The organism is Georgenia faecalis (genome assembly GCF_003710105.1).
Lineage (GTDB): Bacteria > Actinomycetota > Actinomycetes > Actinomycetales > Actinomycetaceae > Georgenia_A > Georgenia_A faecalis.
Genome location: NZ_CP033325.1, coordinates 2209145 through 2231044, shown reverse-complemented (window position 1 = coordinate 2231044; position 21900 = coordinate 2209145). Strand labels below are relative to the sequence as shown.

Annotated in this window: 24 protein-coding genes; 14 read left to right on the top strand and 10 right to left on the bottom strand. The window is 74.1% G+C overall.

Annotation, left to right across the window (positions count from 1 at the left end):
* The first annotated feature begins 4 nt into the window (after positions 1 to 4).
* From EBO36_RS09710 to EBO36_RS09700, 3 genes are read left to right on the top strand one after another with little or no spacing between them, the layout of a single operon-like run.
* On the top strand, positions 5 to 1123 hold the full coding sequence (locus EBO36_RS09710; protein ID WP_222928709.1) for a glycosyltransferase family 4 protein: 1119 nt from the start codon (positions 5 to 7) through the stop codon (positions 1121 to 1123).
* A gap of 11 nt (positions 1124 to 1134) precedes the next feature.
* Positions 1135 to 2835: a CTP synthase gene (locus EBO36_RS09705; RefSeq protein WP_122824427.1), complete on the top strand. Its 1701-nt coding sequence runs from the start codon at positions 1135 to 1137 to the stop codon at positions 2833 to 2835.
* The gene (locus tag EBO36_RS09700) at positions 2832 to 3452 is read left to right on the top strand and encodes an NUDIX domain-containing protein (RefSeq protein WP_122824426.1); all 621 of its coding nucleotides are present in this window, start codon (positions 2832 to 2834) and stop codon (positions 3450 to 3452) included. The genes EBO36_RS09705 and EBO36_RS09700 overlap by 4 nt, the downstream gene beginning before the upstream one ends.
* Before the next feature lie 109 nt (positions 3453 to 3561).
* On the opposite strand, the gene EBO36_RS09695 is transcribed toward EBO36_RS09700, so the two are convergent.
* From EBO36_RS09695 to EBO36_RS09685, 3 genes are all read right to left on the bottom strand, one after another.
* Positions 3562 to 4518, bottom strand: coding sequence for a COX15/CtaA family protein (locus EBO36_RS09695; protein ID WP_122824425.1), 957 nt, complete (start codon positions 4516 to 4518; stop codon positions 3562 to 3564).
* 96 nt (positions 4519 to 4614) lie between these two features.
* Positions 4615 to 5370 carry an ABC transporter permease gene (locus EBO36_RS09690; protein ID WP_122824424.1) on the bottom strand — a complete coding sequence of 252 codons (756 nt, stop codon included), beginning with the start codon at positions 5368 to 5370 and terminating at the stop codon, positions 4615 to 4617.
* Positions 5367 to 6404, bottom strand: coding sequence for an ABC transporter ATP-binding protein (locus EBO36_RS09685; RefSeq protein WP_122825587.1), 1038 nt, complete (start codon positions 6402 to 6404; stop codon positions 5367 to 5369). Before EBO36_RS09685 ends, EBO36_RS09690 begins: the two co-directional genes overlap by 4 nt.
* A gap of 188 nt (positions 6405 to 6592) precedes the next feature.
* Here EBO36_RS09685 and EBO36_RS09680 point away from each other — a divergent pair, with 188 nt between their 5' ends.
* From EBO36_RS09680 to EBO36_RS09645, 8 genes are read left to right on the top strand one after another with little or no spacing between them, the layout of a single operon-like run.
* Positions 6593 to 7327 (top strand): helix-turn-helix transcriptional regulator, encoded by a 735-nt coding sequence (locus EBO36_RS09680; protein WP_122824423.1) that lies wholly within the window; start codon positions 6593 to 6595, stop codon positions 7325 to 7327.
* Between the two features lie 44 nt (positions 7328 to 7371).
* Positions 7372 to 8778 carry a Fe-S cluster assembly protein SufB gene (sufB, locus tag EBO36_RS09675; RefSeq protein WP_122825586.1) on the top strand — a complete coding sequence of 469 codons (1407 nt, stop codon included), beginning with the start codon at positions 7372 to 7374 and terminating at the stop codon, positions 8776 to 8778.
* On the top strand, positions 8778 to 10001 hold the full coding sequence (gene sufD, locus EBO36_RS09670) for a Fe-S cluster assembly protein SufD (protein WP_122824422.1): 1224 nt from the start codon (positions 8778 to 8780) through the stop codon (positions 9999 to 10001). Before sufB ends, sufD begins: the two co-directional genes overlap by 1 nt.
* A complete protein-coding gene (locus EBO36_RS09665; RefSeq protein WP_122824421.1) occupies positions 9998 to 10342 on the top strand; it encodes a non-heme iron oxygenase ferredoxin subunit in 345 nt (114 codons plus the stop codon). The genes sufD and EBO36_RS09665 overlap by 4 nt, the downstream gene beginning before the upstream one ends.
* A gap of 36 nt (positions 10343 to 10378) precedes the next feature.
* Complete coding sequence (gene sufC / locus EBO36_RS09660) at positions 10379 to 11140, top strand: Fe-S cluster assembly ATPase SufC (protein ID WP_122824420.1); 762 nt, start codon at positions 10379 to 10381, stop codon at positions 11138 to 11140.
* A 29-nt stretch (positions 11141 to 11169) separates the two neighbouring features.
* Complete coding sequence (locus EBO36_RS09655) at positions 11170 to 12468, top strand: cysteine desulfurase (RefSeq protein WP_122824419.1); 1299 nt, start codon at positions 11170 to 11172, stop codon at positions 12466 to 12468.
* A complete protein-coding gene (gene sufU, locus EBO36_RS09650; RefSeq protein ID WP_122824418.1) occupies positions 12461 to 12949 on the top strand; it encodes a Fe-S cluster assembly sulfur transfer protein SufU in 489 nt (162 codons plus the stop codon). Before EBO36_RS09655 ends, sufU begins: the two co-directional genes overlap by 8 nt.
* A complete protein-coding gene (locus EBO36_RS09645; RefSeq protein WP_122824417.1) occupies positions 12946 to 13278 on the top strand; it encodes a metal-sulfur cluster assembly factor in 333 nt (110 codons plus the stop codon). Before sufU ends, EBO36_RS09645 begins: the two co-directional genes overlap by 4 nt.
* A gap of 72 nt (positions 13279 to 13350) precedes the next feature.
* On the opposite strand, the gene EBO36_RS09640 is transcribed toward EBO36_RS09645, so the two are convergent.
* From EBO36_RS09640 to ypfJ, 4 genes are all read right to left on the bottom strand, one after another.
* Positions 13351 to 13941, bottom strand: coding sequence for a dienelactone hydrolase family protein (locus EBO36_RS09640; RefSeq protein WP_122824416.1), 591 nt, complete (start codon positions 13939 to 13941; stop codon positions 13351 to 13353).
* A 139-nt stretch (positions 13942 to 14080) separates the two neighbouring features.
* Positions 14081 to 15469 carry a dihydrolipoyl dehydrogenase gene (lpdA, locus tag EBO36_RS09635; RefSeq protein WP_122824415.1) on the bottom strand — a complete coding sequence of 463 codons (1389 nt, stop codon included), beginning with the start codon at positions 15467 to 15469 and terminating at the stop codon, positions 14081 to 14083.
* Between the two features lie 63 nt (positions 15470 to 15532).
* Positions 15533 to 16615: a DNA glycosylase AlkZ-like family protein gene (locus EBO36_RS09630; RefSeq protein ID WP_122824414.1), complete on the bottom strand. Its 1083-nt coding sequence runs from the start codon at positions 16613 to 16615 to the stop codon at positions 15533 to 15535.
* Positions 16616 to 16625: 10 nt separating this feature from the next.
* On the bottom strand, positions 16626 to 17516 hold the full coding sequence (gene ypfJ / locus EBO36_RS09625) for a KPN_02809 family neutral zinc metallopeptidase (protein ID WP_122824413.1): 891 nt from the start codon (positions 17514 to 17516) through the stop codon (positions 16626 to 16628).
* A 163-nt stretch (positions 17517 to 17679) separates the two neighbouring features.
* On the opposite strand from ypfJ, the gene EBO36_RS09620 reads away from it, so the two are divergent.
* Together EBO36_RS09620 and EBO36_RS15990 are read left to right on the top strand one after the other, a co-directional pair.
* Complete coding sequence (locus EBO36_RS09620) at positions 17680 to 19293, top strand: ABC-F family ATP-binding cassette domain-containing protein (RefSeq protein WP_122824412.1); 1614 nt, start codon at positions 17680 to 17682, stop codon at positions 19291 to 19293.
* A 113-nt stretch (positions 19294 to 19406) separates the two neighbouring features.
* Entirely contained in the window at positions 19407 to 19634 is a 228-nt protein-coding gene (locus EBO36_RS15990; protein ID WP_122824411.1) for a helix-turn-helix domain-containing protein, read from the top strand.
* On the opposite strand, the gene EBO36_RS09610 is transcribed toward EBO36_RS15990, so the two are convergent.
* The 3 genes from EBO36_RS09610 to EBO36_RS09600 are packed head-to-tail and all read right to left on the bottom strand — an operon-like array spanning position 19573 to position 21028.
* Entirely contained in the window at positions 19573 to 20445 is an 873-nt protein-coding gene (locus tag EBO36_RS09610) for an SURF1 family cytochrome oxidase biogenesis protein (protein ID WP_244925254.1), read from the bottom strand. The two genes, EBO36_RS15990 and EBO36_RS09610, sit on opposite strands and share 62 nt — an antisense overlap.
* Positions 20442 to 20663, bottom strand: a complete 222-nt coding sequence (locus EBO36_RS09605; protein ID WP_122824410.1) for a hypothetical protein — start codon at positions 20661 to 20663, stop codon at positions 20442 to 20444. Before EBO36_RS09605 ends, EBO36_RS09610 begins: the two co-directional genes overlap by 4 nt.
* Entirely contained in the window at positions 20660 to 21028 is a 369-nt protein-coding gene (locus tag EBO36_RS09600; protein ID WP_164471426.1) for a DUF3099 domain-containing protein, read from the bottom strand. The genes EBO36_RS09605 and EBO36_RS09600 overlap by 4 nt, the downstream gene beginning before the upstream one ends.
* Positions 21029 to 21148: 120 nt before the next feature.
* Between EBO36_RS09600 and fabG the strand changes: the two genes are divergently transcribed.
* A complete protein-coding gene (gene fabG / locus EBO36_RS09595; RefSeq protein WP_122824409.1) occupies positions 21149 to 21862 on the top strand; it encodes a 3-oxoacyl-ACP reductase FabG in 714 nt (237 codons plus the stop codon).
* The last annotated feature ends 38 nt before the right edge of the window (positions 21863 to 21900 follow it).

The window sequence follows — 21900 nt, the reverse complement described above, 5'->3', positions numbered from 1 at the left end:
CATCGTGCGAGTCCTGCAGCTGACGTCGTCGAGCGCGGGGGGCGTGGCACGCCACGCGCACCAGGTCGCCGACCTCCTCGCCCGCCCGCCCCGGCGGCCCGGGACGCTCCAGGTGGACGAGGGGGACCAGGTGATCCTCGCCGGCCCCCCGGACGTCCTCGCGGGCGCGCCGGTGCCGGGCGCCGTCGTCGACATCGCCGACCGCCCGCGGCCCAGCGACGTCGTGGCGCTGGCGCGACTGCGGCGCCTCGCCGCCCACGCCGACGTCGTCCACGCGCACGGCCTGCGCGCCGGCGCCGCCGCCGTCCTCGCGCTGCGGACCCTGCGGGACCGGCCCGCCCTCGTCGTCACGGTCCACAACGCCCCCGTGGGCGGCGCCGGGGTGCGCGGGGTGGCCGCCGCGCTCGAGCGGGTCGTCGCGCGGGGCGCCGACGTCGTCCTCGGCGTCAGCGGCGACCTCGTCGAACGGATGGACGCCCTCGGGGCCCGGGACACCGAGCGCGCGCTCGTCCCCGCCCCCGCCCGCCGGGTCGCCCCCGGTGCTGCCCCCGGTACCGCCACCCTGCTCGCCCTCGGGCTGGGGCAGGGGGAGCGCCTCGTCCTCACGGTGGCCCGGCTCGCCCCGCAGAAGGGGCTCGACCTCCTGTGCGACGCCTCGGCCCTCGTGCGGGACCGCGTCCCGGGCGTGGTGCGGTGGGTCGTCGTCGGCGATGGCCCGCTCGAGGAGCACCTGCAGGCCCGCATCGACGCCGAGCGGCTGCCGGTGCGCCTCGCCGGCCGCCGGGACGACGTCCCCGAGCTCCTCACCCGCGCCGACGTCGTCGTCTCGACGGCCCTGTGGGAGGGCCAGCCCCTCGCCGTCCAGGAGGCGCTCCAGGCGGGCGCCGCAGTCGTCGCCACGGACGTGGGGGGCACCGCCGAGGTCACCGGCGACGCCGCCGTCCTCGTGCCCCCGCGGGCCGAGGCGATCGCCGACGCCGTCGTGCGCGTGCTCGGCGACGACGGCGAGCGGGACCGGCTGCGCCAGGCCGCCCGCCAGCGGGCCGCCGACCTGCCCGGGCCGAACGACGTGCACCGCCAGCTCCGGGACGTGTACTCCCGGGCACTCGGGCACAGGTGCTAGGGTCGAAGCCCGTGGTCAACCATGCGGACCGGCGCCCCGGAACTCCTCGTCACATCTTCGTCACCGGTGGGGTGGCGAGCTCACTCGGCAAGGGACTGACGGCCTCGAGCCTCGGTCAGCTGCTTCGAGCGCGCGGCCTGCGCGTGACGATGCAGAAGCTCGATCCCTACATCAACGTCGATCCTGGGACGATGAACCCGTTCCAGCACGGTGAGGTCTTCGTCACGGAGGACGGCACCGAGACCGACCTCGACATCGGTCACTACGAGCGGTTCCTCGACGTCGAGCTCTCCGGCGCGGCGAACACGACGACCGGCCAGGTCTACTCCTCGGTCATCGCCAAGGAGCGGCGCGGGGAGTACCTCGGCGACACCGTCCAGGTCATCCCGCACATCACCGACGAGATCAAGGCGCGGATGCGCGCGCAGGCCACGCCCAGCGACGGCTCCGCGCCGCCGGACGTCATCATCACCGAGATCGGCGGCACGGTCGGCGACATCGAGTCCCAGCCGTTCCTCGAGGCGGCGCGCCAGGTCCGCCACGAGCTCGGCCGCGAGAACGTCTTCTACGTCCACGTCTCGCTCGTGCCCTACCTCGGCGCCAGTGGCGAGCTCAAGACCAAGCCCACCCAGCACTCCGTCGCCCAGCTGCGCTCCATCGGCATCCAGCCCGACGCCGTCGTGTGCCGCACCGACCGCGAGCTGCCCGAGGGCGTCAAGGCGAAGATCGCCCTCATGTGCGACGTCGACCGCGAGGCCGTCATCGAGTGCCGCGACGCGTCCTCGATCTACGAGATCCCCGCCGTCCTGCACCGCGAGGGCCTCGACGCCTACGTCGTGCGCCGCCTGGACGTCCCCTTCCGGGACGTCGACTGGAGCACGTGGGACGACCTGCTCGAGCGGGTGCGCCACCCCAAGGAGCAGGTGGAGGTGGCCCTCGTCGGCAAGTACGTCGACCTGCCCGACGCCTACCTCTCGGTGACCGAGGCGCTGCGCGCCGGCGGCTTCGCCCACCACGCCCGGGTCGCCATCCGCTGGGTGGTCTCCGACGACTGCGAGACGCCCGACGGCGCCCGCCGCGCCCTGGGTGGGGTGGACGCCGTCCTCGTGCCCGGTGGCTTCGGCGTGCGGGGGATCGAGGGCAAGCTCGGGGCCCTGCGCTGGGCGCGCGAGAACGAGGTGCCCACGCTGGGGATCTGCCTGGGCCTGCAGTGCATGGTCATCGAGTTCGCCCGGACGGTCCTCGGGCTGCCCGAGGCCTCCTCCACGGAGTTCGACCCGGCCACCCCGGACCCGATCGTCGCCACCATGGCGGAGCAGGTGAAGTTCGTCGAGGGCGCCGGCGGTGACATGGGCGGCACGATGCGCCTGGGCCGCTACGAGGCGATCCTCGAGCCCGGCTCGCTCGTCGCCGAGACCTACGGCGCCACCGTGGTCACCGAGCGTCACCGGCACCGCTACGAGGTGAACAACGCCTACCGTGAGGCGCTCGCCGAGGCGGGGCTGCGCATCTCGGGCCGCTCGCCCGACTCCTCCCTCGTGGAGTTCGTCGAGCTCGACCGGGCGCAGCACCCCTACTACGTCGCCACCCAGGCCCACCCCGAGTTCAAGTCCCGTCCCACCCGGGCGCACCCCCTCTTCGCGGGGCTCATCGGCGCGGCGCTCGACCGCCAGCGCAGCACCCGGCTGCTCGAGGTCGGCGGCGCGTCATGAGGGACCGGGTGGATCGCTCCCGCGACGTCGTCGGGCACGAGACCGTCCACTACGGCCGCGTCTTCGACCTCGTCGCCGACGACGTCCGCCTGCACCCCGACGCCGCGCCGGTGCGCCGCGAGTACCTCGACCACCCCGGCGCCGTCGCCGTCGTCGCCCTGCGGGACGGCACGGACGGGGAGGAGGTGCTCCTCGTCGAGCAGTACCGCCACCCCGTGCGGGCGCTGCTGTGGGAGGTGCCGGCCGGCCTGCTGGACGTCGACGGCGAGGACTACCTCGAGGCCGCCCAGCGCGAGCTCGCCGAGGAGGCGGACCTGCGCGCCGCGCGGTGGGACGTCCTCGTCGACTACTTCACCACCCCGGGCGGCTCCAACGAGTCGCTGCGGGTCTACCTCGCGCGGGACGTGAGCCCCGTGCCCGCCGACGAGCGGCACGCGCGCGAGGACGAGGAGGCGGGCATGCCCACGGAGTGGGTGCGCCTGGACGACGCGGTCGCCGCCGTGCACGCGGGCCGTATCCACAACCCGAGCGCCGTCGTCGGCGTCCTCGCCGCCGCCAGCGCCCGCGCGCAGGGCTGGGCGCCGCTGCGCCCGGCGGACGCCACCTGGCTGCGCTGAGACCTGCGCGGAACCTGCGCGGAACGCGCGTGCGCCGCACCACCCACCTGGGTGGTGCGGCGCCGTCGTCTCCGCGCGCGGGTGGCGCCGCCGTCGCGCCGGTGCGCGCTCAGGCGGTGGGCGCCGCGGCCGGCTCGTCCTCGCGGGTGACGAGCGAGGCGAGCGCGTAGACGAGGGCGATGACGAGCAGCCCGGAGCCGACCATGTGGATCCCGACGAGGAGCTCGGGCAGCCCGGTGAAGTACTGGACGTAGCCGATGGCGCCCTGGAGCGCGGTCACGGCCAGGAGCACCAGCCACGCCCGGCGGGCGGCGGGCACCGACCGGACGAGGGCGAGCCCGACGAGGACGAGCGCGACGAACGCCCACACCGCCAGCGCGTGCAGGCGCGAGATGAACGCCGGGTCGAGGGCCCACCGGTAGGGCTCGTCGGCGTCGCCGGAGTGGGGGCCGGCCCCCGTGGTGATGACCCCGAGGACGAGGAGCACGACGCCGACGACGGCGAGGGCGGCGCCGACCAGTCGGACGCGGCGCTCGACGACCGGGCGCGGGGGAGCGTCCCCCGCCCGCAGCCGGACGAGAAGGTAGGCGGAGACGGCGACCAGGGCGAGCGAGATGAGCATGTGCGAGCCGACGATGGCGGGGTGCAGATCGACCCACACGGTGATCCCGCCGACGACCGCCTGGACGGCGATGCCGACGAGCGGCAGCCACACGAGCCGGCGCAGGGAGGCCGGGCGTGAGGCGGTGGGCTCGCGCCGGTAGACGGCCCAGACGAGCGCGAGGGCGATGATCCCCAGCACGCCGGTGAGCGTGCGGTTGCCGAACTCGATGAGCGAGTGGAGCGAGGTCTCCGCTTGGAACTCCGGCGTGAAGGACCCCGGCTCGCACATCGGCCACTGGGAGCACCCCAGGCCGGAGCCGGTGAGCCGCACGGCGCCGCCGGTGGCGATGATGCCTACCTGGGCGACGAGGTTGGCCACCGCCAGGCCCCACGTGAGCCGGTCCGTGCGGGCGGCGTGGCCCGTGCCGGGGGAGGTGCTGGTGGGGGAGATCGCGGCGCTCACCCCTCCAGGGTAGGCGCTGGGCGCCGCGGTCCGGAGGCCCGCGCAGCCTGCCGACGGCGGCTCGGGCGTGGCGTCGGTCTCAGGCGCTTCCGTGTCTCAGGCGTCCCAGCGGAAGTACCGGCCCGCGAGCCACGAGCCGATGGCCGTCCAGACGAGCAGTGCCACCACGGCGGGCACGTCGACGAGGCCAGTGGTCGCCAGCGTGCGCAGCCCCTCGCCGAGCGCGCCGGGCGGGGTGAGGCTCATGACCGTGTCGAGCGGCGCGGGCAGGACGCCGAGCGGGAGCACGAGCCCGCCGCCGACGGCCATGAGGACCCACACGAGGTTGGCGATGGCGAGGACGCCCTCGGGCCGCAACGTCCCGCCGAGCAGCAGGGCGAAGGAGACGAAGGCGGCGGCACCGAGGACGACGAGCACGACCGCCGCGAGCAGCTGGGCCGGGCCCACGCCGTCGGGGCGCCAGCCGAGCGCCGCGGCGACGCCGACGAGCAGCGCCACCTGCACGGCGATGACGGCGAGGACGGCGCCGAGCTTGCCGCCGAGGAGTCCGGTCGGGCCCAGCGGCGTCGTCGAGAGCATGCGCAGGACGCCCCAGCGGCGGTCGAAGGCGACGGCGATGGCCTGCCCGGTGAAGGCGGTCGAGGCGACGGCCAGCGCCACGGCCCCGGCCAGGGCGGCGTCGGCCCGGGGCTCGGGCAGCGGCACGAGCGACGTCCGGGTGAGCGCGACGAGCGCGAGGACGGGCAGGACGACGGTGAGCAGCAGCTGCTCGCCGTTGCGCAGCACGGCGATCGTCTCGAAGCGGGTCTGGGCCAGGACTCGGCGGGCGGTGGTGCGGCTGGCGGTGGTCATGAGGCCTCCTGTCGGAGCTCGCGCCCGGTGAGGGCGAGGAAGGCGTCCTCGAGGCTGGGCCGGTGGAGGTCCACCGTGGCGTCGGGGTGACCGATCTGTGCCAGGGCCGTCGCGACGGCGACGACGGCGCCGGCGTCGGGGTCCTGCGGGCCGCCGATGTGCAGGACGCGGTCGGAGGCGTGCGCGGGGCCGCGCCCACGGGCGTCGGCGACGTCGCCGTCGAGGACCCGGAGGTCGCCGCGGCCGGCCGCCGCGAGGGCGGCGTCGAGGGCGCTCACGAGGGCGTCGCCGGGGCCGGCGGGGTGACCGCCCGCCGCCGCGGTGCCGGGGGAGACGGCGCCGGCGCGCAGGACGACGCGGATGCGCGCGCCACCGGTGAGGGCGGCGGGCGTGCCCTCGGCGACGACCCGGCCGTGGTCGATGACGACGACGTGGTCGGCGAGGGCCTCCGCCTCGTCCATGAGGTGCGTGGTGAGGATCACCGACGTGCCACCCGCGCGGAGCTCGCGGAGCAGGTCCCACACGGCGTGCCGGGACTGCGGGTCGAGACCTGCGGACGGCTCGTCGAGGAAGGCGAGCTCGGGCCGGCCGACGAGCGCGCCGGCGAGGGCGAGGCGCTGGCGCTGCCCCCCGGACAGGCGCCGGACCCGCGTGCCGGCGACGTCGGTGAGCCCGAGACGCTCGAGCAGCCGGGCGGGCGGCTCCGGGTCGGCGTGCAGGCGGGCGAGGTGGTCGAGGACCGCGCCGGCGCGCGGGGCGAGCGGCAGCCCGCCGTCCTGCAGCATGACGCCCACCCGCTCGCGCAGGAGGGGTGCGGAGCTGGCGGCCGCCCGGTCGAGGCCCAGGACGCGGATCGAGCCGGCGTCGGGGCGGCGCAGCCCCTCGCAGCACTCGATCGTCGTCGTCTTCCCCGCCCCGTTGGGCCCGAGGACGGCGGTGATGGCGCCGGTGGCGGCGGTGAGGCTGAGGCCGTCGACGGCGGTGCGCGCGCCGTAGCGCTTGCGCAACGAGTCGACCTCAAGAGCGGGGGGCATGACGTCCACCCTAGGGCTCGGCACCCCGCGGGCTCGGCGCCCGGGGCGGCCGGCGGCGGCCGGTGAGGCATGCCTTCCTTGCCGGGAAGCAATTCGGCAACGATGATGTTCTCTAATACAGGCGCCGCCGACAGGCGCGCCCGCACCGGCCGGACGCCGGAGAACCAGCCTGGCCGAGAGGGGCGAGCGTGCGCGAGCGGGACGCCGATGCCACGACGCGCGAGCGCGTCCTGCGCCTCGTCGTCGAGCGCGGCCCCGTGAGCGCCGCGGAGCTCGCCGACCTCCTCGCGCTCACCCCCGCCGGGGTGCGCCGGCACATCGCCGTCCTCGAGCAGCACGGGGAGATCGCCGTCCACGGGCCCAGCGGGCCCGAGCAGCGCCGCCGCGGGCGGCCCGCCCGCCGCTACGTCGCCACGGATGCGGGCCGCGCCGGCCTGTCCGACGCCTACTCCGACCTCGCCACCCACGTCCTCGGCTACCTCCGTGACGTCGCCGGGCCCCAGGCCGTCGAGCAGTTCGCCGAGGCCCGGGTGGGCGAGATCGAGCGCCGCTACGCCCCCGCCGTCACCGGCGCCGGCGAGGAGCGCGAGGACCGCGCCCGGGCGCTCGCGGCGGCCCTGTCGACCGACGGGTACGCCGCCACCGTGCGCACCGTCGGGCCGGCCGGCGCCGCCGTCCAGCTGTGCCAGGGCAACTGCCCGGTCCTCGACGTCGCCGAGTCCTTCCCCGAGCTCTGCGAGGCCGAGACGCGGGCCTTCTCCCGTATCCTCGGCGTCCACGTCCAGCGGCTGGCCACCCTCGCCGCGGGCGGCCACGTGTGCACTACCCACATCCCCACCGCCACGCTTGCGCGCGCCCCGAGCCGCGTCCGCGCCCCCCAGCCCAGCACGACGTCGTCCATCGACGACACGGAAGGAATCTGATGACGAGTCCTACCCAGCAGGACCTCACGGCGCCGGACGCGCCGATGACGCAGGAAGAGACGATCGCCTCGATCGGCAGCTACAAGTTCGGCTGGCACGACGCCGACACGGCCGGGGCCACGGCCCGCCGTGGGCTGTCCGAGGACGTCGTCCGGAACATCTCGCACCTCAAGGACGAGCCGGAGTGGATGCTCCAGCGCCGCCTCAAGGCACTGCGGCTGTTCGGCAAGAAGCCCATGCCCAACTGGGGCGCCGACCTGTCGGGCATCGACTTCGACAACATCAAGTACTTCGTGCGCTCCACGGAGAAGCAGGCCACCAGCTGGGAGGACCTGCCCGAGGACATCCGCAACACCTACGACCGCCTCGGCATCCCCGAGGCGGAGAAGCAGCGCCTCGTCGCCGGCGTCGCCGCGCAGTACGAGTCCGAGGTCGTCTACCACCAGATCCGCGAGGACCTCGAGGCCCAGGGCGTCCTGTTCCTCGACACCGACACGGCCCTGCGCGAGCACCCGGAGATCTTCCAGGAGTACTTCGGCTCCGTCATCCCCGCCGGTGACAACAAGTTCGCGGCGCTCAACACCGCCGTGTGGTCCGGTGGCTCCTTCGTCTACGTCCCCAAGGGCGTGCACGTCGAGATCCCGCTCCAGGCCTACTTCCGGATCAACACCGAGAACATGGGCCAGTTCGAGCGGACGCTGATCATCGCCGACGAGGGCTCCTACGTGCACTACGTCGAGGGCTGCACCGCGCCCATCTACAAGACGGACTCGCTGCACTCCGCCGTCGTGGAGATCATCGTGAAGAAGGACGCCCGCGTCCGGTACACGACGATCCAGAACTGGTCCAACAACGTCTACAACCTCGTCACCAAGCGGTCCACGGTCGAGGCCGGCGGGACGATGGAGTGGATCGACGGCAACATCGGCTCCAAGGTGACGATGAAGTACCCGGCCGTCTACCTCATGGGCGAGCACGCCCGGGGCGAGACGCTGTCCATCGCCTTCGCCGGCGAGGGCCAGCACCAGGACACGGGCTCGAAGATGGTCCACCTCGCGCCGAACACCTCCTCCTCGATCGTGTCGAAGTCGGTGGCCCGCGGCGGTGGCCGCGCGTCCTACCGCGGCCTCGTCCAGGTCCTCGAGGGCGCGCACAACGCCAAGTCCAACGTGCTGTGCGACGCGCTCCTCGTCGACCAGATCTCGCGGTCGGACACCTACCCGTACGTCGACGTCCGTGTCGACGACGTGGAGATGGGCCACGAGGCGACGGTCTCCAAGGTGAGCGAGGACCAGCTCTTCTACCTCATGTCCCGCGGCATGAAGGAGACCGAGGCCATGGCGATGATCGTCCGTGGCTTCGTCGAGCCCATTGCCCGTGAGCTGCCGATGGAGTACGCCCTCGAGCTCAACCGCCTCATCGAGCTGCAGATGGAAGGGGCCGTCGGCTGATGACGACGCCCGCACTGACGAACAAGGACCCCATGACGACCGACCACTCCCGCGCCACCGCCGACTCCGCCCACACCCACGGGCGGGGCGGCACCCCGGAGGCCTCGCGCGCCGAGCGCACCGCCTCCTTCGACGCCGCCGACTTCCCCGTGCCCCACGGCCGCGAGGAGGAGTGGCGCTTCACCCCCGTCGACAAGCTCCAGCGGATCTTCGCCGGCGAGCCGAGCGACGGGCGCCTCGCCCTGGAGACGAGCCTGCCCGAGGGCGTGCTCACCTCCGTCGTGCCGCCCGCCGAGATCCCCGCGCTCACCCGCATCGCCCCCGGCGACCGGGCCGCGGTGCTCGCGGCCACCCCGAGCGAGGGCGCCTACGTCGTCGACATCCCGGCGAACCTCGAGCTCGTCGAGCCGGTCGTCCTCGACCTGTCCGGCGTGGGCACCGAGCCCGTCGTCTACGGCCACGTCGTCGTCCGCGTCGGCGCCAACGCCCGCGCGACCGTCGTCGTGCGGCACACCGGCTCGGCGACGTACGACGAGCGCCTCACCGTCCAGGCGGCCGACGGCGCCCACCTCACCTTCGTCACGCTGCAGGAGTGGGACGCGGACGCGGTCCACCTGAGCGAGAACGTCGTCGAGGTGGCCAAGGACGCCACGGTGCGCCACATCGTCGTCACCCTCGGCGGCGACGTCGTCCGCGTCTCGACGACGGCGCGGTTCGAGGGCACCGGCGGCGACGTCGAGCTCCTCGGCCTGTACTTCACCGACTCCGGCCAGCACCAGGAGCACCGCCTCTTCGTCGACCACGCCGTGCCGTCGTGCCGCTCGAACGCCACGTACAAGGGCGCCCTGCAGGGCGAGGGCGCGCACTCGGTGTGGGTCGGCGACGTCCTCATCCGCGCCGAGGCCGAGGGCACCGACACCTACGAGCTCAACCGCAACCTCGTCCTCACCGAGGGCGCGCGGGCGGACTCCGTGCCGAACCTCGAGATCGAGACCGGCGAGATCGAGGGGGCCGGCCACGCCTCGGCGACCGGCCGCTTCGACGACGAGCAGCTGTTCTACCTGCGCTCGCGGGGCATCCCGGAGGCCGAGGCCCGTCGCCTCGTCGTCCGCGGCTTCTTCGCCGAGCTCATCAACCAGATCGGCGTGCCGCTCGTCCAGGAGCGGCTGCTCGCCGCCATCGAGGCCGAGCTCGACCGCACGATGGAGGTGCAGGTGCGGTGAGCGCCCAGCACGTCTGCGACGCCACCGACCTCGCCCCCGGCGAGGCCCTGCGCGTCGACCTCGAGGCGCTCGACGGATCGCCCCTGCCCGTCGCCATCGTGCGCGACGAGGAGGGTGACTTCCACGCCATCTCCGACATCTGCTCGCACGGCCAGGTCAACCTCTCCGACGGGGAGGTCGAGGGCCGCACGATCGAGTGCTGGCTGCACGGCTCGACCTTCGACCTGTGCTCCGGTGCGCCGCTGGCCCTGCCGGCCACCCGCCCGGTCCCCGTCTACCCCGTCACCATCGAGGGCGAGCGCGTCCTCGTCGACGTCGACCGCACCGTCGGCGACGCCTGACCCCGCCCCCACCGCCAGGAAGAGAAGACACCACGTATGTCCACCCTTGAGATCCGCAACCTCCACGTCAGCGTCGAGACCAACGACGGGCCCAAGCCCATCCTCCGCGGCGTCGACCTCACGCTCCGCTCGGGCGAGATCCACGCCATCATGGGCCCGAACGGCTCCGGCAAGTCGACCCTGTCCTACGCCATCGCCGGCCACCCCAAGTACCAGGTCACCGAGGGTGAGGTCCTCCTCGACGGGGAGAACATCCTCGAGATGAGCGTCGACGAGCGCGCCCGCGCCGGCGTCTTCCTCGCCATGCAGTACCCGGTCGAGGTCCCCGGCGTCACCGTCTCCAACTTCCTCCGCACGGCCAAGACGGCCATCGACGGCGAGGCCCCGCCCCTGCGCACGTGGGTCAAGGACGTCAAGGCGGCCATGACCCAGCTGCGCATGGACCCCGAGTTCGCCCAGCGCGACGTCAACCACGGGTTCTCCGGCGGCGAGAAGAAGCGTCACGAGATCCTCCAGATGGAGCTCCTCGCGCCAAAGTTCGCGATCCTCGACGAGACCGACTCCGGCCTCGACGTCGACGCGCTGCGCGTGGTCTCCGAGGGCATCAACCGCGCCCACGAGACGACGGGCGCCGGCGTCATGCTCATCACGCACTACACGCGGATCCTCAACTACGTGAAGCCGGACTTCGTCCACGTGTTCGTTGACGGCCGCGTCGCCGAGGAGGGCGGGCCCGAGCTGGCCGAGCGCCTCGAGAACGAGGGCTACGACCGGTTCCTGCCGGCCGCCAGCGCCTGAGTGAGCCACGCACGAGGAGGGGAGAGGTCATGACCGCCGTCGGGCAGGCGCTCAGCGCCACCGAGCTCGCCGCCGTCCGCGCGGACTTCCCCCTCCTCGGGCGGACGGTCCGCGACGGCCGCGAGCTCGTCTACCTCGACACCGCGGCGACGTCGCAGAAGCCGCAGTGCGTCCTCGACGCCGTCGAGGAGTACTACACGCGCTCCAACGCCGCCGTGCACCGGGGGGCGCACGCCCTCGCGGAGGAGGCGACCGAGCTCTACGAGCAGGCGCGCGCCGCCGTCGCCGCGTTCGTCGGGGCGCGGCCGCACGAGGTCGTCTGGGTGAAGAACGCGACCGAGGGGATCAACCTCGTCGCGTACGCCGCCTCCAACGCCGCGCTCGGCCGCGGCGGGGAGCGCGCCCGCGAGCTGTTCGCCGTCGGGCCCGGGGACGAGATCGTCGTCACCGAGGCCGAGCACCACGCCAACCTCGTCCCGTGGCAGGAGCTGTGCGCCCGCACCGGGGCGACGCTGCGCTGGATCGGGCTCACCGACGACGGCCGCCTCGACCCGGCGACGTTCGACGTCATCACCGAGCGCACCCGGTACGTCGCGCTCACCCACGCCTCGAACGTCACGGGGGCGGTCAGCCCCGTCGCCGACGTCGTGGCGCGGGCGAAGGCGGCGGGGGCGCTCGTCGTCCTCGACGCCTCCCAGTCCGTCCCGCACCTCGCCGTCGACCTGCCCGCCCTGGGCGTCGACTTCGCCGTCTTCTCCGGGCACAAGATGCTCGGGCCGACCGGCGTGGGGGTGCTCTACGGGCGCGCGGAGCTCCTCGAGGCGATGCCGCCCTTCCTCACCGGCGGGTCCATGGTCGAGGTCGTCACCATGGAGGCGACGACGTACGCGCCGCCCCCCACCCGGTTCGAGGCCGGCACCCAGATGGTCGCCGAGACCGTCGGCCTGCGCGCCGCCGTCGGGTACCTCGCCGAGCTCGGCATGGACGCCGTCGCGGCCCACGAGGCGCAGCTCGCCGCGCTGCTGCTCGACGGCGTCGCGTCCGTCCCGGGGGTGCGGGTCCTCGGGCCCACCGACCCGGCGGACCGGCTCGCCGTCGTCGCCTTCTCGGTCGACGGCGTCCACCCGCACGACGTCGGCCAGCTGCTCGACGACGCCGGCATCGCCGTCCGGGTCGGGCACCACTGCGCCCAGCCGCTGCACCGCCGCCTCGGGGTGCACGCCTCGACGCGCGCCTCGGCCGGGGTGTACACCACGGCCGAGGAGATCGAGCGGTTCGTCGACGCCCTTGGCGGCGTCCGGAGCTTCTTCGGGGTGACCCATGGCTGACTCGATGGCCCAGCTCTACCAGCAGGTCATCCTCGACCACGCCCGCGAACGCCACGGCGCCGGGGAGATCGAGCCGTTCCACGGCGAGTCCTTCCAGGTCAACCCCACGTGCGGGGACGAGGTGCGCCTGCGCGTCGAGCTCGCCGAGAGCCCGGACGGGCCGCGGATCGCCCGCGTGGGCTGGGTGGGCCAGGGATGCTCCATCTCCCAGGCCTCCCTGTCCGTGCTCACCGACCTCGTCACCGGCGCCGACGTGCGCACGGCCGAGGAGGTGGGGGAGGTGTTCCGCCAGCTCATGCACGGGCGGGGCGCGGAGCTCGAGCCCGACCAGCAGGACATCCTCGGGGACGGGGCCGCCTTCACCGGCGTCGCCCGCTACGTCGCCCGCATCAAGTGCGCGCTGCTGGGCTGGATGGCCCTGCGCGACGCTCTCGCCCACGCCCTGACGGCCGAGCCGTCCACCCAGGAGGAGAACACATGAGCGAGACCACCAACCCGGCGCCCACCACGGCCGCCGACGTCGAGGAGGCCATGCGCGACGTCATCGACCCCGAGCTCGGGATCAACGTCGTCGACCTCGGCCTCGTCTACGGCATCACCGTCGACCAGAACAACAACTCCGTCATCGACATGACGCTGACGTCCGCGGCGTGCCCGCTCACCGACCTCATCGAGGAGCAGGCGGCCCAGGCGCTCGAGGGACTCGTCGCCGGCAACCGGATCAACTGGGTCTGGATGCCGCCGTGGGGCCCGGACAAGATCACCCCGGACGGCCGCGAGCAGCTGCGGGCCCTCGGCTTCAACATCTGAGCCGCCGGCCGCGCGCCGCGCGCGTGCGCTCACCCGCGCGCGCACGGCCGCGCTGCCGCGTGGGCCGAGCGCTCAGCCCACGTGGTCGAGCAGCTCCCGCGACCGCGCGAGGACGAGCGCCGTCGCCTCGTCGTCGTAGTCCGGCGTCGTCCGGTCGACGAACCGGTGCGCCTCGCCCGGGTAGGTGTACAGCGACGCGAGGTCCGGGCCCACCGCCTCCACGAGGGTCCGGGCGGCCTCGAGGTCGCCCTCGAGCGCGAAGAACGGGTCGGCCTCCATGCCGTGGACCTGGACGGGCACGCCCTCGGGCCACGGCCCGAACGACCACTCGCCGGTGATGGGGAAGCAGGCCGAGTACAGCAGCGCGCCCCGCGCGCCCGGACGGGTCTGCGCCAGGCGCTGCGCGGCGGCGACGCCGAAGGAGATCCCCGCGTAGACCAGCGCCTCGGGGAGGTCCGCCACGGCGCGGTCGGCGCGCGCGGCGAGCTCGTCGTCACCGATGCGCCCGACGAGGGCCAGGCCCTCGTCGATCGTCGCCGGGCGCTCGCCGTCGAAGAGGTCGGGGACGTGCACGGTGTGCCCGCCGGTGTGCAGGATCTCGGCGAACGCGTGCACCCCGTCGGTGACGCCCTGCACGTGGTGGAAGAGAACGACGTCGGCCATCGGAGCTGTCTCCTGTCCCAGCGCTGGGCTGCGCTCGTGCCTGCGATGCTCCCGGGGCGTCCGGCGCCGGTCAAGGGCCGAGGGGGAGGATCCCGCGTACCGGCGGCGCGGACGTGCGCGACCGGCCGGGGCGCACGACCTAGAGGTTGATCATCGCGCCGGTGAGGCCGCGGAACGCCTCCTGCAGCGCCTCGCCGAGCGTGGGGTGGACGTGGACGTTGCGGGCGAGGTCGCCGGCCGTCAGCCCCGTCCGGCGGGCGAGGGTGAGCTCGGGGAGCATCTCGGCCACCTCGACGCCGACCAGGTGGGCCCCGAGCAGCTGCCCGCTGGTCCCGTCAGCGAGGACCTTGACGAAGCCCTGGGGCTCGGCCATCCCGCGCGCCTTGGCGTTCGCCGAGAACGGGAAGCGGGCGACCCGCACGTCGTGGCCCTCGGCGCGGGCCTGCGCCTCGGTGAGCCCGAAGCTCGCGACCTGCGGCTGGCAGAACGTCACCCGGGGCATCATCCGGTAGTCCCCGAGCCCGGCCGTCGGCACCCCGGCGACCGTCTCGGCCGCCACCATCGCCTGGGCGTCGGCGACGTGCGCGAGGGCGAGCTTGCCCGTGACGTCCCCGATGGCGAGCAGGTGCGGGACCGAGGTGCGCATCGCGTCGTCGACGGCGATGGCCCCCCGTGCGGTGAGGGCGACGCCGGTGCGCTCCAGGCCGAAGCCCTGCGTGCGCGGGGTGAAGCCGACCGAGACGAGGACGCGGGCCACGCGCAGCTCGCCGTCGCCGTCCGGGCCGGTGTACGTCACCGTCACGCCCTCGCCGTCGTCGACGCACGTGCGCACGCTGGTCGACGTGCGCACCGTGATCCCGAGGGCGGCGTACGCCCGGGCCACCTCGGCGGAGGACTCCGCGTCCTCGGCGGGCAGCACCCGGTCCGCGTACTCGATGAGCGTCACCTGCGCGCCGTAGCTGGCGAGGATGTACGCGAACTCCGTCCCGATGGCCCCCGCGCCGATGATGGCGATCGAGGCCGGCACCCGGCGGTCGAGGATCTGCGTCTCGTAGTCGACGACGTTCTCGCTCAGCGCCACGCCGGGCAGGGTGCGCACCCGCGAGCCGGTCGCGATGACTGCCGAGCCGAACGTGAGGACCTCCCGGTCGGCCTGGCCGACGGTGAGGGTGTGCTCGTCCTGGAACTCCCCGTGCCCGTAGTACTGGCGCACCCCGTTCTTGCGCAGGAGGTGGTGGACGCCCTCCACCCGCCCCTCCGCCGCGCGGCGGCTGTGGTCGAAGACGGGGCCGAAGTCCCGCCGGAAGGACCCGACGAGCCCGAACTGGGCGCCCTTGGACGCGACGACGTTGACGAGCTCGGCGCCGCGCAGGAGCACCTTCGACGGGATGCAGCCCACCGACAGGCACACCCCGCCCCAGTAGCGCCGTTCGACGACGGCGGTGTCGAGGCCGAGCTGGGCGAGGCGGATCGCGGCGGCGTACCCGCCGGGACCCGCGCCGAGGACGACGGCGTCGTGGTGGACCATGGCGCGAGGGTAGGGGCCCCGGTCCCGGAGCGGCAGCGCTTTGACGGCGGCGCCGGCGGGGAGCTACCGCTGCAGCTCCAGCCCGAGCCACGCGGCGAGCGCCTCGAGCTCGGCGTCGACGTCGTCGGCCATGGCGGGCGTGAACGGGACGTCCTCGTGGACGGCGTGGACGACGAACCGCCCGGTCGTGCGGTCGGCGGCGGCGTCGACCTTGCCGACCAGCCGGTCGTCGTGGAGCACGGGCAGCGCGAAGTAGCCCCAGCGCCGCTGGTCCGTCGGCTTGTACATCTCGAGGGTGTAGTCGAAGTCGAAGAGCTCGCGGGCCCGCTGCCGGTCGTGGACGAGGCGGTCGAAGGGGGACAGGAGCGCGGTGCGGCCGGCGAACGGGCGGTCGAGCGCGCCGGGGTCGACGCGCCACTCGCCGTCGGTGCCCGCGACGACCGCCGGCTCGCCCGCCTCGCCGACGTCCGCCCGCTCGACCGGCTGGGCGGTCGTCGCGGCGCGGGCCACCCCCAGGGCCCGGAGCCGCCGGGCGTCGCGCTCGCGGACGGCGTCGTCGTAGGGGACGGGGACGACGCCGGCGGGGAAGACCCGCTCGGCGAGGTCCCACAGCCGTTGACGTCCCTCCCGCCCGGCGACGGCGACCTCCCCGCGCGCGGCGAGGACCTCGAGCATCTGGGTGACGTTGCGGTTGTTCGTCCATCCCGACGAGGGCCACGCGACCGCGGACGTGTCCGGCAGGTCGCGGGAGAGGAGCGGCCCGTGGTCGCGCAGGCGGGCGAGGAGGTCGAGGCGGAACGCCGCGTTCGCCTCGAGCCAGGTGCGGGCCGCCGCGTGGGCGGGGGCGCGCTCCATCTGCGCGAGGTAGAGCCGCAGGTCGGTCATCGGACGCACGGTCGCCCGGTACTCGAACAGGGTCCGGTCGCGGTCGAGGGCCTGCGCGAGGTGCGCCGGGGCGTACCGGTCACCGAGCCGCGTCCAGGCGACGAGGTCGGCGCTCGGCGCGACGGCCGCCGTCGGGTCGAGCTGGAGCATCGTGAGGTGGGTGACGACGTCGAGCAGGGCCTCGGGCCGGGCGGCGTCGAGGAGCTGGGCGGTGACGGCGATCCGGCGGGCCTCGGCCCGGCTCAGGTGGTGCACCGTCATCGCCGTCGCCTCAGAGGGTTCCGGCGCGGAACGTGTCGCAGGCGGCGACGGTGCCGCCGGAGTACCCCGCGGTGAACCAGCGCTGACGCTGTTCGGCGGAGCCGTGCGTCCACGACTCGGGGTCCACCTGCTGGCCCGCTCCCGCCTGGATGCGGTCGTCGCCGACGGCCGCCGCCGCGTCGAGCGCGTCGGCCACCTGCGCGTCGGTGGGGGGTGCGAGGAACGTCTCGCCGGAGTCGGGGTCGACGACGCTCGAGGCGTGCCCGACCCACAGCCCGGCGTAGCAGTCGGCCTGGAGCTCGAGCCGGACGCCGTCGGACTCCGGGCCGGTGCCCTGGCGGTCGATGGCGTCCATCGTCCCCAGCTGGTTCTGGATGTGGTGCCCCCACTCGTGGGCGACGATGTACATCTGCGCGAGCGGGGCGTTCTCCGCCCCCAGCTGGGTCTCCAGCTGGTCGAAGAACCCGGTGTCGAGGAACACGCTCGCGTCCGGCGGGCAGTAGAAGGGCCCGACGGCGGACGTGGCGTTCCCGCAGCCGGTGGACACCGAGCCGGTGAACACCTCGAAGCCGGGCATCTCGTACCCGGTGCCGGTCGCCTCCGGCAGCGCCGCCACCCAGTACTGGTCGAGGGCGTCGGCGGTGTAGACCATCCGGCAGTCGGTGTCGGCGTTGGCGTCGGCGGCGGTGCGGCAGTGCTCGAAGCCCGCGCCCTCGGTCGCCGGGGCGCCCCCGCCGGCGCCGCCGTCGACGAGGCCGGACAGGTCCGCCCCGGTGAACAGGTAGACGAGCAGGACGAGGACGCCGGCCCCGCCGCCCGCTGCCGCGCCGCGTGTCCCGCGTGTCCCGCGCGATCGGCGCACCCGTCCCGGATCAGCGCGCACGCCGTCGTTGAAGCTCATGGCGCACACCGTAGGCGGGCCGCCTGGGGGTGGCGAACGGGGTGACGGGTGCCACCGCCCCGCGGGGTAGCCGGGGAAAGGGGAGGAGGCCCCCAGGCCCGGCGCGTAGACTGGTCGGGCACTTCGTGCTCCCCACCTTCATCTGTGTCTAGAGGTCTGCCCTGTGATCACCGCCCACGACGTCTCCATGCGCATCGGCGCACGCGAGCTCCTCCACGAGGCGTCCTTCCGCATCGACGCCGGGATGCGGATCGGGCTCGTCGGTCGCAACGGCGCGGGCAAGACGACCCTCACCAAGCTGCTCGCCGGCGAGGCCGACTCCGACGGCGTCATCCAGTACACGGGCGACATCGTCCGCAGCGGCGAGGTGGGGTACCTGCCCCAGGACCCGCGCACCGGTGACCTCGAGGTCCTCGCCCAGGACCGGGTGCTCTCGGCCCGCGGGCTCGACGACATCGTGCGCCGCCTGCGCAAGGTCGAGCAGGTGATGGCCACGGCCGAGGGGGAGAAGCAGCAGCAGGCCATGGAGCGCTACGCGCGCCTGGACGCCGAGTTCGCCGCCCAGGGCGGGTGGGCCGCCGAGTCCGAGGCCGCCCGGCTCACGTCCAACCTCGGGCTGCCCACGCGCGTCCTCGACCAGCCGCTCGCCACGCTCTCCGGCGGGCAGCGCCGCCGCGTCGAGCTGGCCCGCATCCTCTTCTCCGGCGCCGAGACGCTTTTGCTCGACGAGCCGACGAACCACCTCGACCACGACTCGATCCTCTGGCTGCGGGACTACCTCAAGAGCTACACCGGCGGGTTCGTCGTCATCAGCCACGACGCCGACCTCCTGCGGGAGACCGTCAACACCGTCTTTCACCTCGACGCCAACCGGGGCGTCCTCGACGTCTACCAGCTCGGCTGGGACGCCTACCTCGCCCAGCGCGAGCAGGACGAGCGGCGCCGCAAGCGCGAGCGGGCGAACGCCGAGAAGAAGGCCTCGGTGCTCATGGTCCAGGCCAACAAGATGCGCGCGAAGGCCACGAAGGCCGTCGCCGCGCAGAACATGGCGCGCCGGGCCGAGCGGCTGGTCGCCGGGCTCGAGGAGACCCGCCGCGCGGACAAGGTGGCGCACCTGCGCTTCCCCGATCCCGCGCCCTGCGGCAAGACGCCGCTCACCGCGGAGGGGCTGAGCAAGACCTACGGCTCGCTCGAGGTCTTCACCGACGTCGACCTCGCCATCGACCGCGGGTCGAAGGTCGTCATCCTCGGCCTCAACGGCGCCGGCAAGACGACGCTGCTGCGGATCCTCGGCGGCGTCGAGGCCCCGGACACCGGCAAGGTCGTCCCCGGCCACGGGCTCAAGGTGGGCTACTACGCCCAGGAGCACGAGACCCTCGACGTCGACCGCACCGTCGTGGAGAACCTGCGCTCCGCGGCGCCCGACATGACCGACACCCAGGTGCGCTCCGTGCTCGGCTCGTTCCTCTTCTCCGGGGACGACGCGGACAAGCCCGCGAAGGTCCTCTCCGGCGGGGAGAAGACCCGCCTCGCGCTGGCCGTGCTCGTCGTCTCCTCGGCGAACGTCCTGCTCCTCGACGAGCCCACGAACAACCTCGACCCGGCCTCCCGCGAGGAGATCCTCGGGGCCCTGCGGACCTTCACCGGTGCCGTCGTCCTCGTCACCCACGACGAGGGCGCCGTCCGCGCCCTCGACCCCGAGCGCGTCCTCCTCCTGCCCGACGGCGACGAGGACCTGTGGAACGAGGGCTACGTCGAGCTGGTCTCCCTGGCCTGAGCGGCCCCCGCGCTCACCGTTCTCCCTGAGGAACCCCTCCCTCGCCAGGCGCGCCCGTGTGACCCGGCCTACATTGGATCAACGGTTGATCTGACCTCAGGGGGGGCGTCGTCGTGACCGAGAAGATTGCCAGAGGAACTCGCGTCGTGGGTGAGCGGCGAAGCGCGCTCGCTGCCAGCGTGGCCGAGCGGTACCAGCAGGGGGAGTCCGTCCGCTCGATAGCAGCGGACATCGGACGCTCCTACGGATTCGTCCACGGGCTGCTCGTGTCCGAGCAGGTCACGATGCGTCGACGGGGTGGTCCGCTGCGGCGCGACGCTGCGCCAGCTGTGCCTCTATAAGGGCGTCCTCGTCCTCGTCCGCCCGCCGGCGGACGCGCGGCCTCTCGCGGTGACCGGACGGGCCCGCCTGCGCCGCGCGCTCGCCCGCCTCGCGGCGGACGAGGATGAGGTATCCCACGAGCCCACCCAGCGCGAAGACCCACCACTGGAACGCGTACGACAGGTGCGAGCCGGTGGTGGTCTCCGGGCGCGGGAACTGCGGGAGCGCCTCCGCCGGCGCGGGGCGGTGCTCCACGGCGTGGACGTAGCCCTCGAGCACGTCCTCGCCGGTGACCTCGGCGACCTCGAGCACCTGCTCGGGGGCGAGGGCGTAGACCTGCCCGGGCGGGGCCTCGCGGTCCGCCGGCGGCTCCGCCTGCCGCAGCCGGGCGACCAGCTCGACCTCGCCGGCCGGTGGCTCGGGGACGGCGACGTCGTCCTGCGTCGCGGTGGTGATCCAGCCGCGGTCGACGACGACGGTGAGCTCACCGCCGTCGGGGGTCGTGGCGACGAACGGGGTGAGGACGCGGACCGCGGGCCGCCCGTCCACCGGGCGGTTGCGCAGGAGCACGTCCGAGCCCGCGTAGTGCCCGGTGAGCTCGACCCGACGCCACACGGCGTCGTAGGGCACAGGCTCGGTGGGGTCGACGACCTCGTCCAGGGGCGCCGGCTCGGCGTCGTAGTTCACCTCGACGAGGTGGTTGCTCGACGCCCGGGTCTCGTGCCGGCCCCACTGCCACGTCCCCAGCCACACGCACGTCGCCGCGAGGACGACGGCGGCCAGGGCCCCCAGGAGCCAGTTCCGGGAGAGGACGAAGCGGTAGCGGCTCACGCCTCACCCACCACCGTCTCCACGGGCACCACGTCCCGTAGGAACGACCGTGCGTCGAGGAAGGACGCGAGGTGCTCGCGGTGCTCGTCGCAGGCCAGCCAGGTCTTCCGCCGATCGGCGGTGTGCAGGCGCGGGTTGTTCCACCGCAGCGCCCAGACGGCGTCGAGGGTGCAGCCCTTCGCGCTGCAGCGCAGCTGGTCGGCGTCGTGAACGGTCATCGGAGGTAGCCCCCTTCGGGCAGGGTGAACGGAGGCGGAGGCGGGTCGCCGGGCCCGGGTCCCGGACCCCCGAGGGCGGGCAGGTCGGGGCGGGCATCGGGCGCGCTCCCGCCCGGCTTGGGGCGCTCCCGCCCGGCGTTGGCGGCGACCACGGCGATGTAGGGCAGGACGACGGCTCCCGCGACGAGGACCCAGCGGATCCACCCCTCGGTGAAGGCGGCGCCGAAGACGCACAGCGTGCGGACGGTCATCGAGATGAGGTACCGCACGGTGCGGTCGTGGACGTCCTCGGCCAGGGCGCGGCGGACGGAGGTGATGGAGTGCACCTGCTCGTCGCGCCCGCGGCGGCCGCGGGAGGTTCTCACGGCTACGAGGCTAACCCGCCGGGACGGCTGACGTCGTCGGGGCGTTGCTGCCGGTAACCTCGCCCGAGCGGCCCGCCCGACGGTGCCGTCGCACGGCCACGAGGGCAGAAGGAGACCGTAGTGAACGACGAACCGCGCAGCGTCCTCGTCACCGGGGCGACCCGCGGCATCGGGCGCGCCGTCGCCGAGGCCTTCGTCGCCGCCGGCGACCGCGTCGCCACGATCTACCGCGGCGGCGACCTGCCCGACGGCGTCCTCGGCGTGCGCGGGGACCTGCGGGACACCGCGGCGGTCGACGCGGCCTTCACGCAGATCGAGGCGGAGCACGGCCCGGTCGAGGTCCTCGTCGCCAACGCGGGCATGACCCGCGACCAGCTGCTCATGCGGATGAGCGACGAGGAGTTCACCGACGTCCTCGACGTCAACCTCACCGGTGCCTTCCGGTGCGTGCGCCGGGCGAGCAAGGGGATGATCCGGATGCGCCGCGGGCGCATCGTCCTCATGTCCTCCGTCGTCGCCACGTACGGCACCCCCGGCCAGGTGAACTACGCCGCCGCCAAGGCCGGCCTCATCGGCATGGCCCGCTCCATCACCCGCGAGCTCGGCGCCCGCGGCATCACCGCGAACGTCGTCGCCCCCGGGTTCATCGACACCGACATGACCGCCGCGCTGCCCCAGGACCGGCAGGACGCCTACCGGGCGGCCATCCCCGCCGCACGGTTCGGTTCCGTGGGGGACGTCACGGCGGCCGTGCTCTACTTGGCCGGACCCGGGGCCGGCTACGTCTCCGGCGCGGTCATCCCGGTCGACGGCGGCCTCGGCATGGGGCACTGACGCACACTTCCCGACGGCGACCTCCGCCGCACCCGCGC

Excerpts from the sequence above, each read along its gene's own strand:
- EBO36_RS09700 (WP_122824426.1), top strand. The coding sequence starts at position 2,832 with ATGAGGGACCGGGTGGATCGCTCCCGCGACGTCGTCGGGCACGAGACC.
- EBO36_RS09690 (WP_122824424.1), bottom strand. The coding sequence starts at position 5,370 with ATGACCACCGCCAGCCGCACCACCGCCCGCCGAGTCCTGGCCCAGACC.
- EBO36_RS09685 (WP_122825587.1), bottom strand. The coding sequence starts at position 6,404 with ATGCCCCCCGCTCTTGAGGTCGACTCGTTGCGCAAGCGCTACGGCGCG.
- sufB (WP_122825586.1), top strand. The coding sequence starts at position 7,372 with ATGACGCAGGAAGAGACGATCGCCTCGATCGGCAGCTACAAGTTCGGC.
- sufD (WP_122824422.1), top strand. The coding sequence starts at position 8,778 with ATGACGACGCCCGCACTGACGAACAAGGACCCCATGACGACCGACCAC.
- sufC (WP_122824420.1), top strand. The coding sequence starts at position 10,379 with ATGTCCACCCTTGAGATCCGCAACCTCCACGTCAGCGTCGAGACCAAC.
- EBO36_RS09655 (WP_122824419.1), top strand. The coding sequence starts at position 11,170 with ATGACCGCCGTCGGGCAGGCGCTCAGCGCCACCGAGCTCGCCGCCGTC.
- sufU (WP_122824418.1), top strand. The coding sequence starts at position 12,461 with ATGGCTGACTCGATGGCCCAGCTCTACCAGCAGGTCATCCTCGACCAC.
- EBO36_RS09645 (WP_122824417.1), top strand. The coding sequence starts at position 12,946 with ATGAGCGAGACCACCAACCCGGCGCCCACCACGGCCGCCGACGTCGAG.
- EBO36_RS09640 (WP_122824416.1), bottom strand. The coding sequence starts at position 13,941 with ATGGCCGACGTCGTTCTCTTCCACCACGTGCAGGGCGTCACCGACGGG.
- lpdA (WP_122824415.1), bottom strand. The coding sequence starts at position 15,469 with ATGGTCCACCACGACGCCGTCGTCCTCGGCGCGGGTCCCGGCGGGTAC.
- EBO36_RS09630 (WP_122824414.1), bottom strand. The coding sequence starts at position 16,615 with ATGACGGTGCACCACCTGAGCCGGGCCGAGGCCCGCCGGATCGCCGTC.
- ypfJ (WP_122824413.1), bottom strand. The coding sequence starts at position 17,516 with ATGAGCTTCAACGACGGCGTGCGCGCTGATCCGGGACGGGTGCGCCGA.
- EBO36_RS09605 (WP_122824410.1), bottom strand. The coding sequence starts at position 20,663 with ATGACCGTTCACGACGCCGACCAGCTGCGCTGCAGCGCGAAGGGCTGC.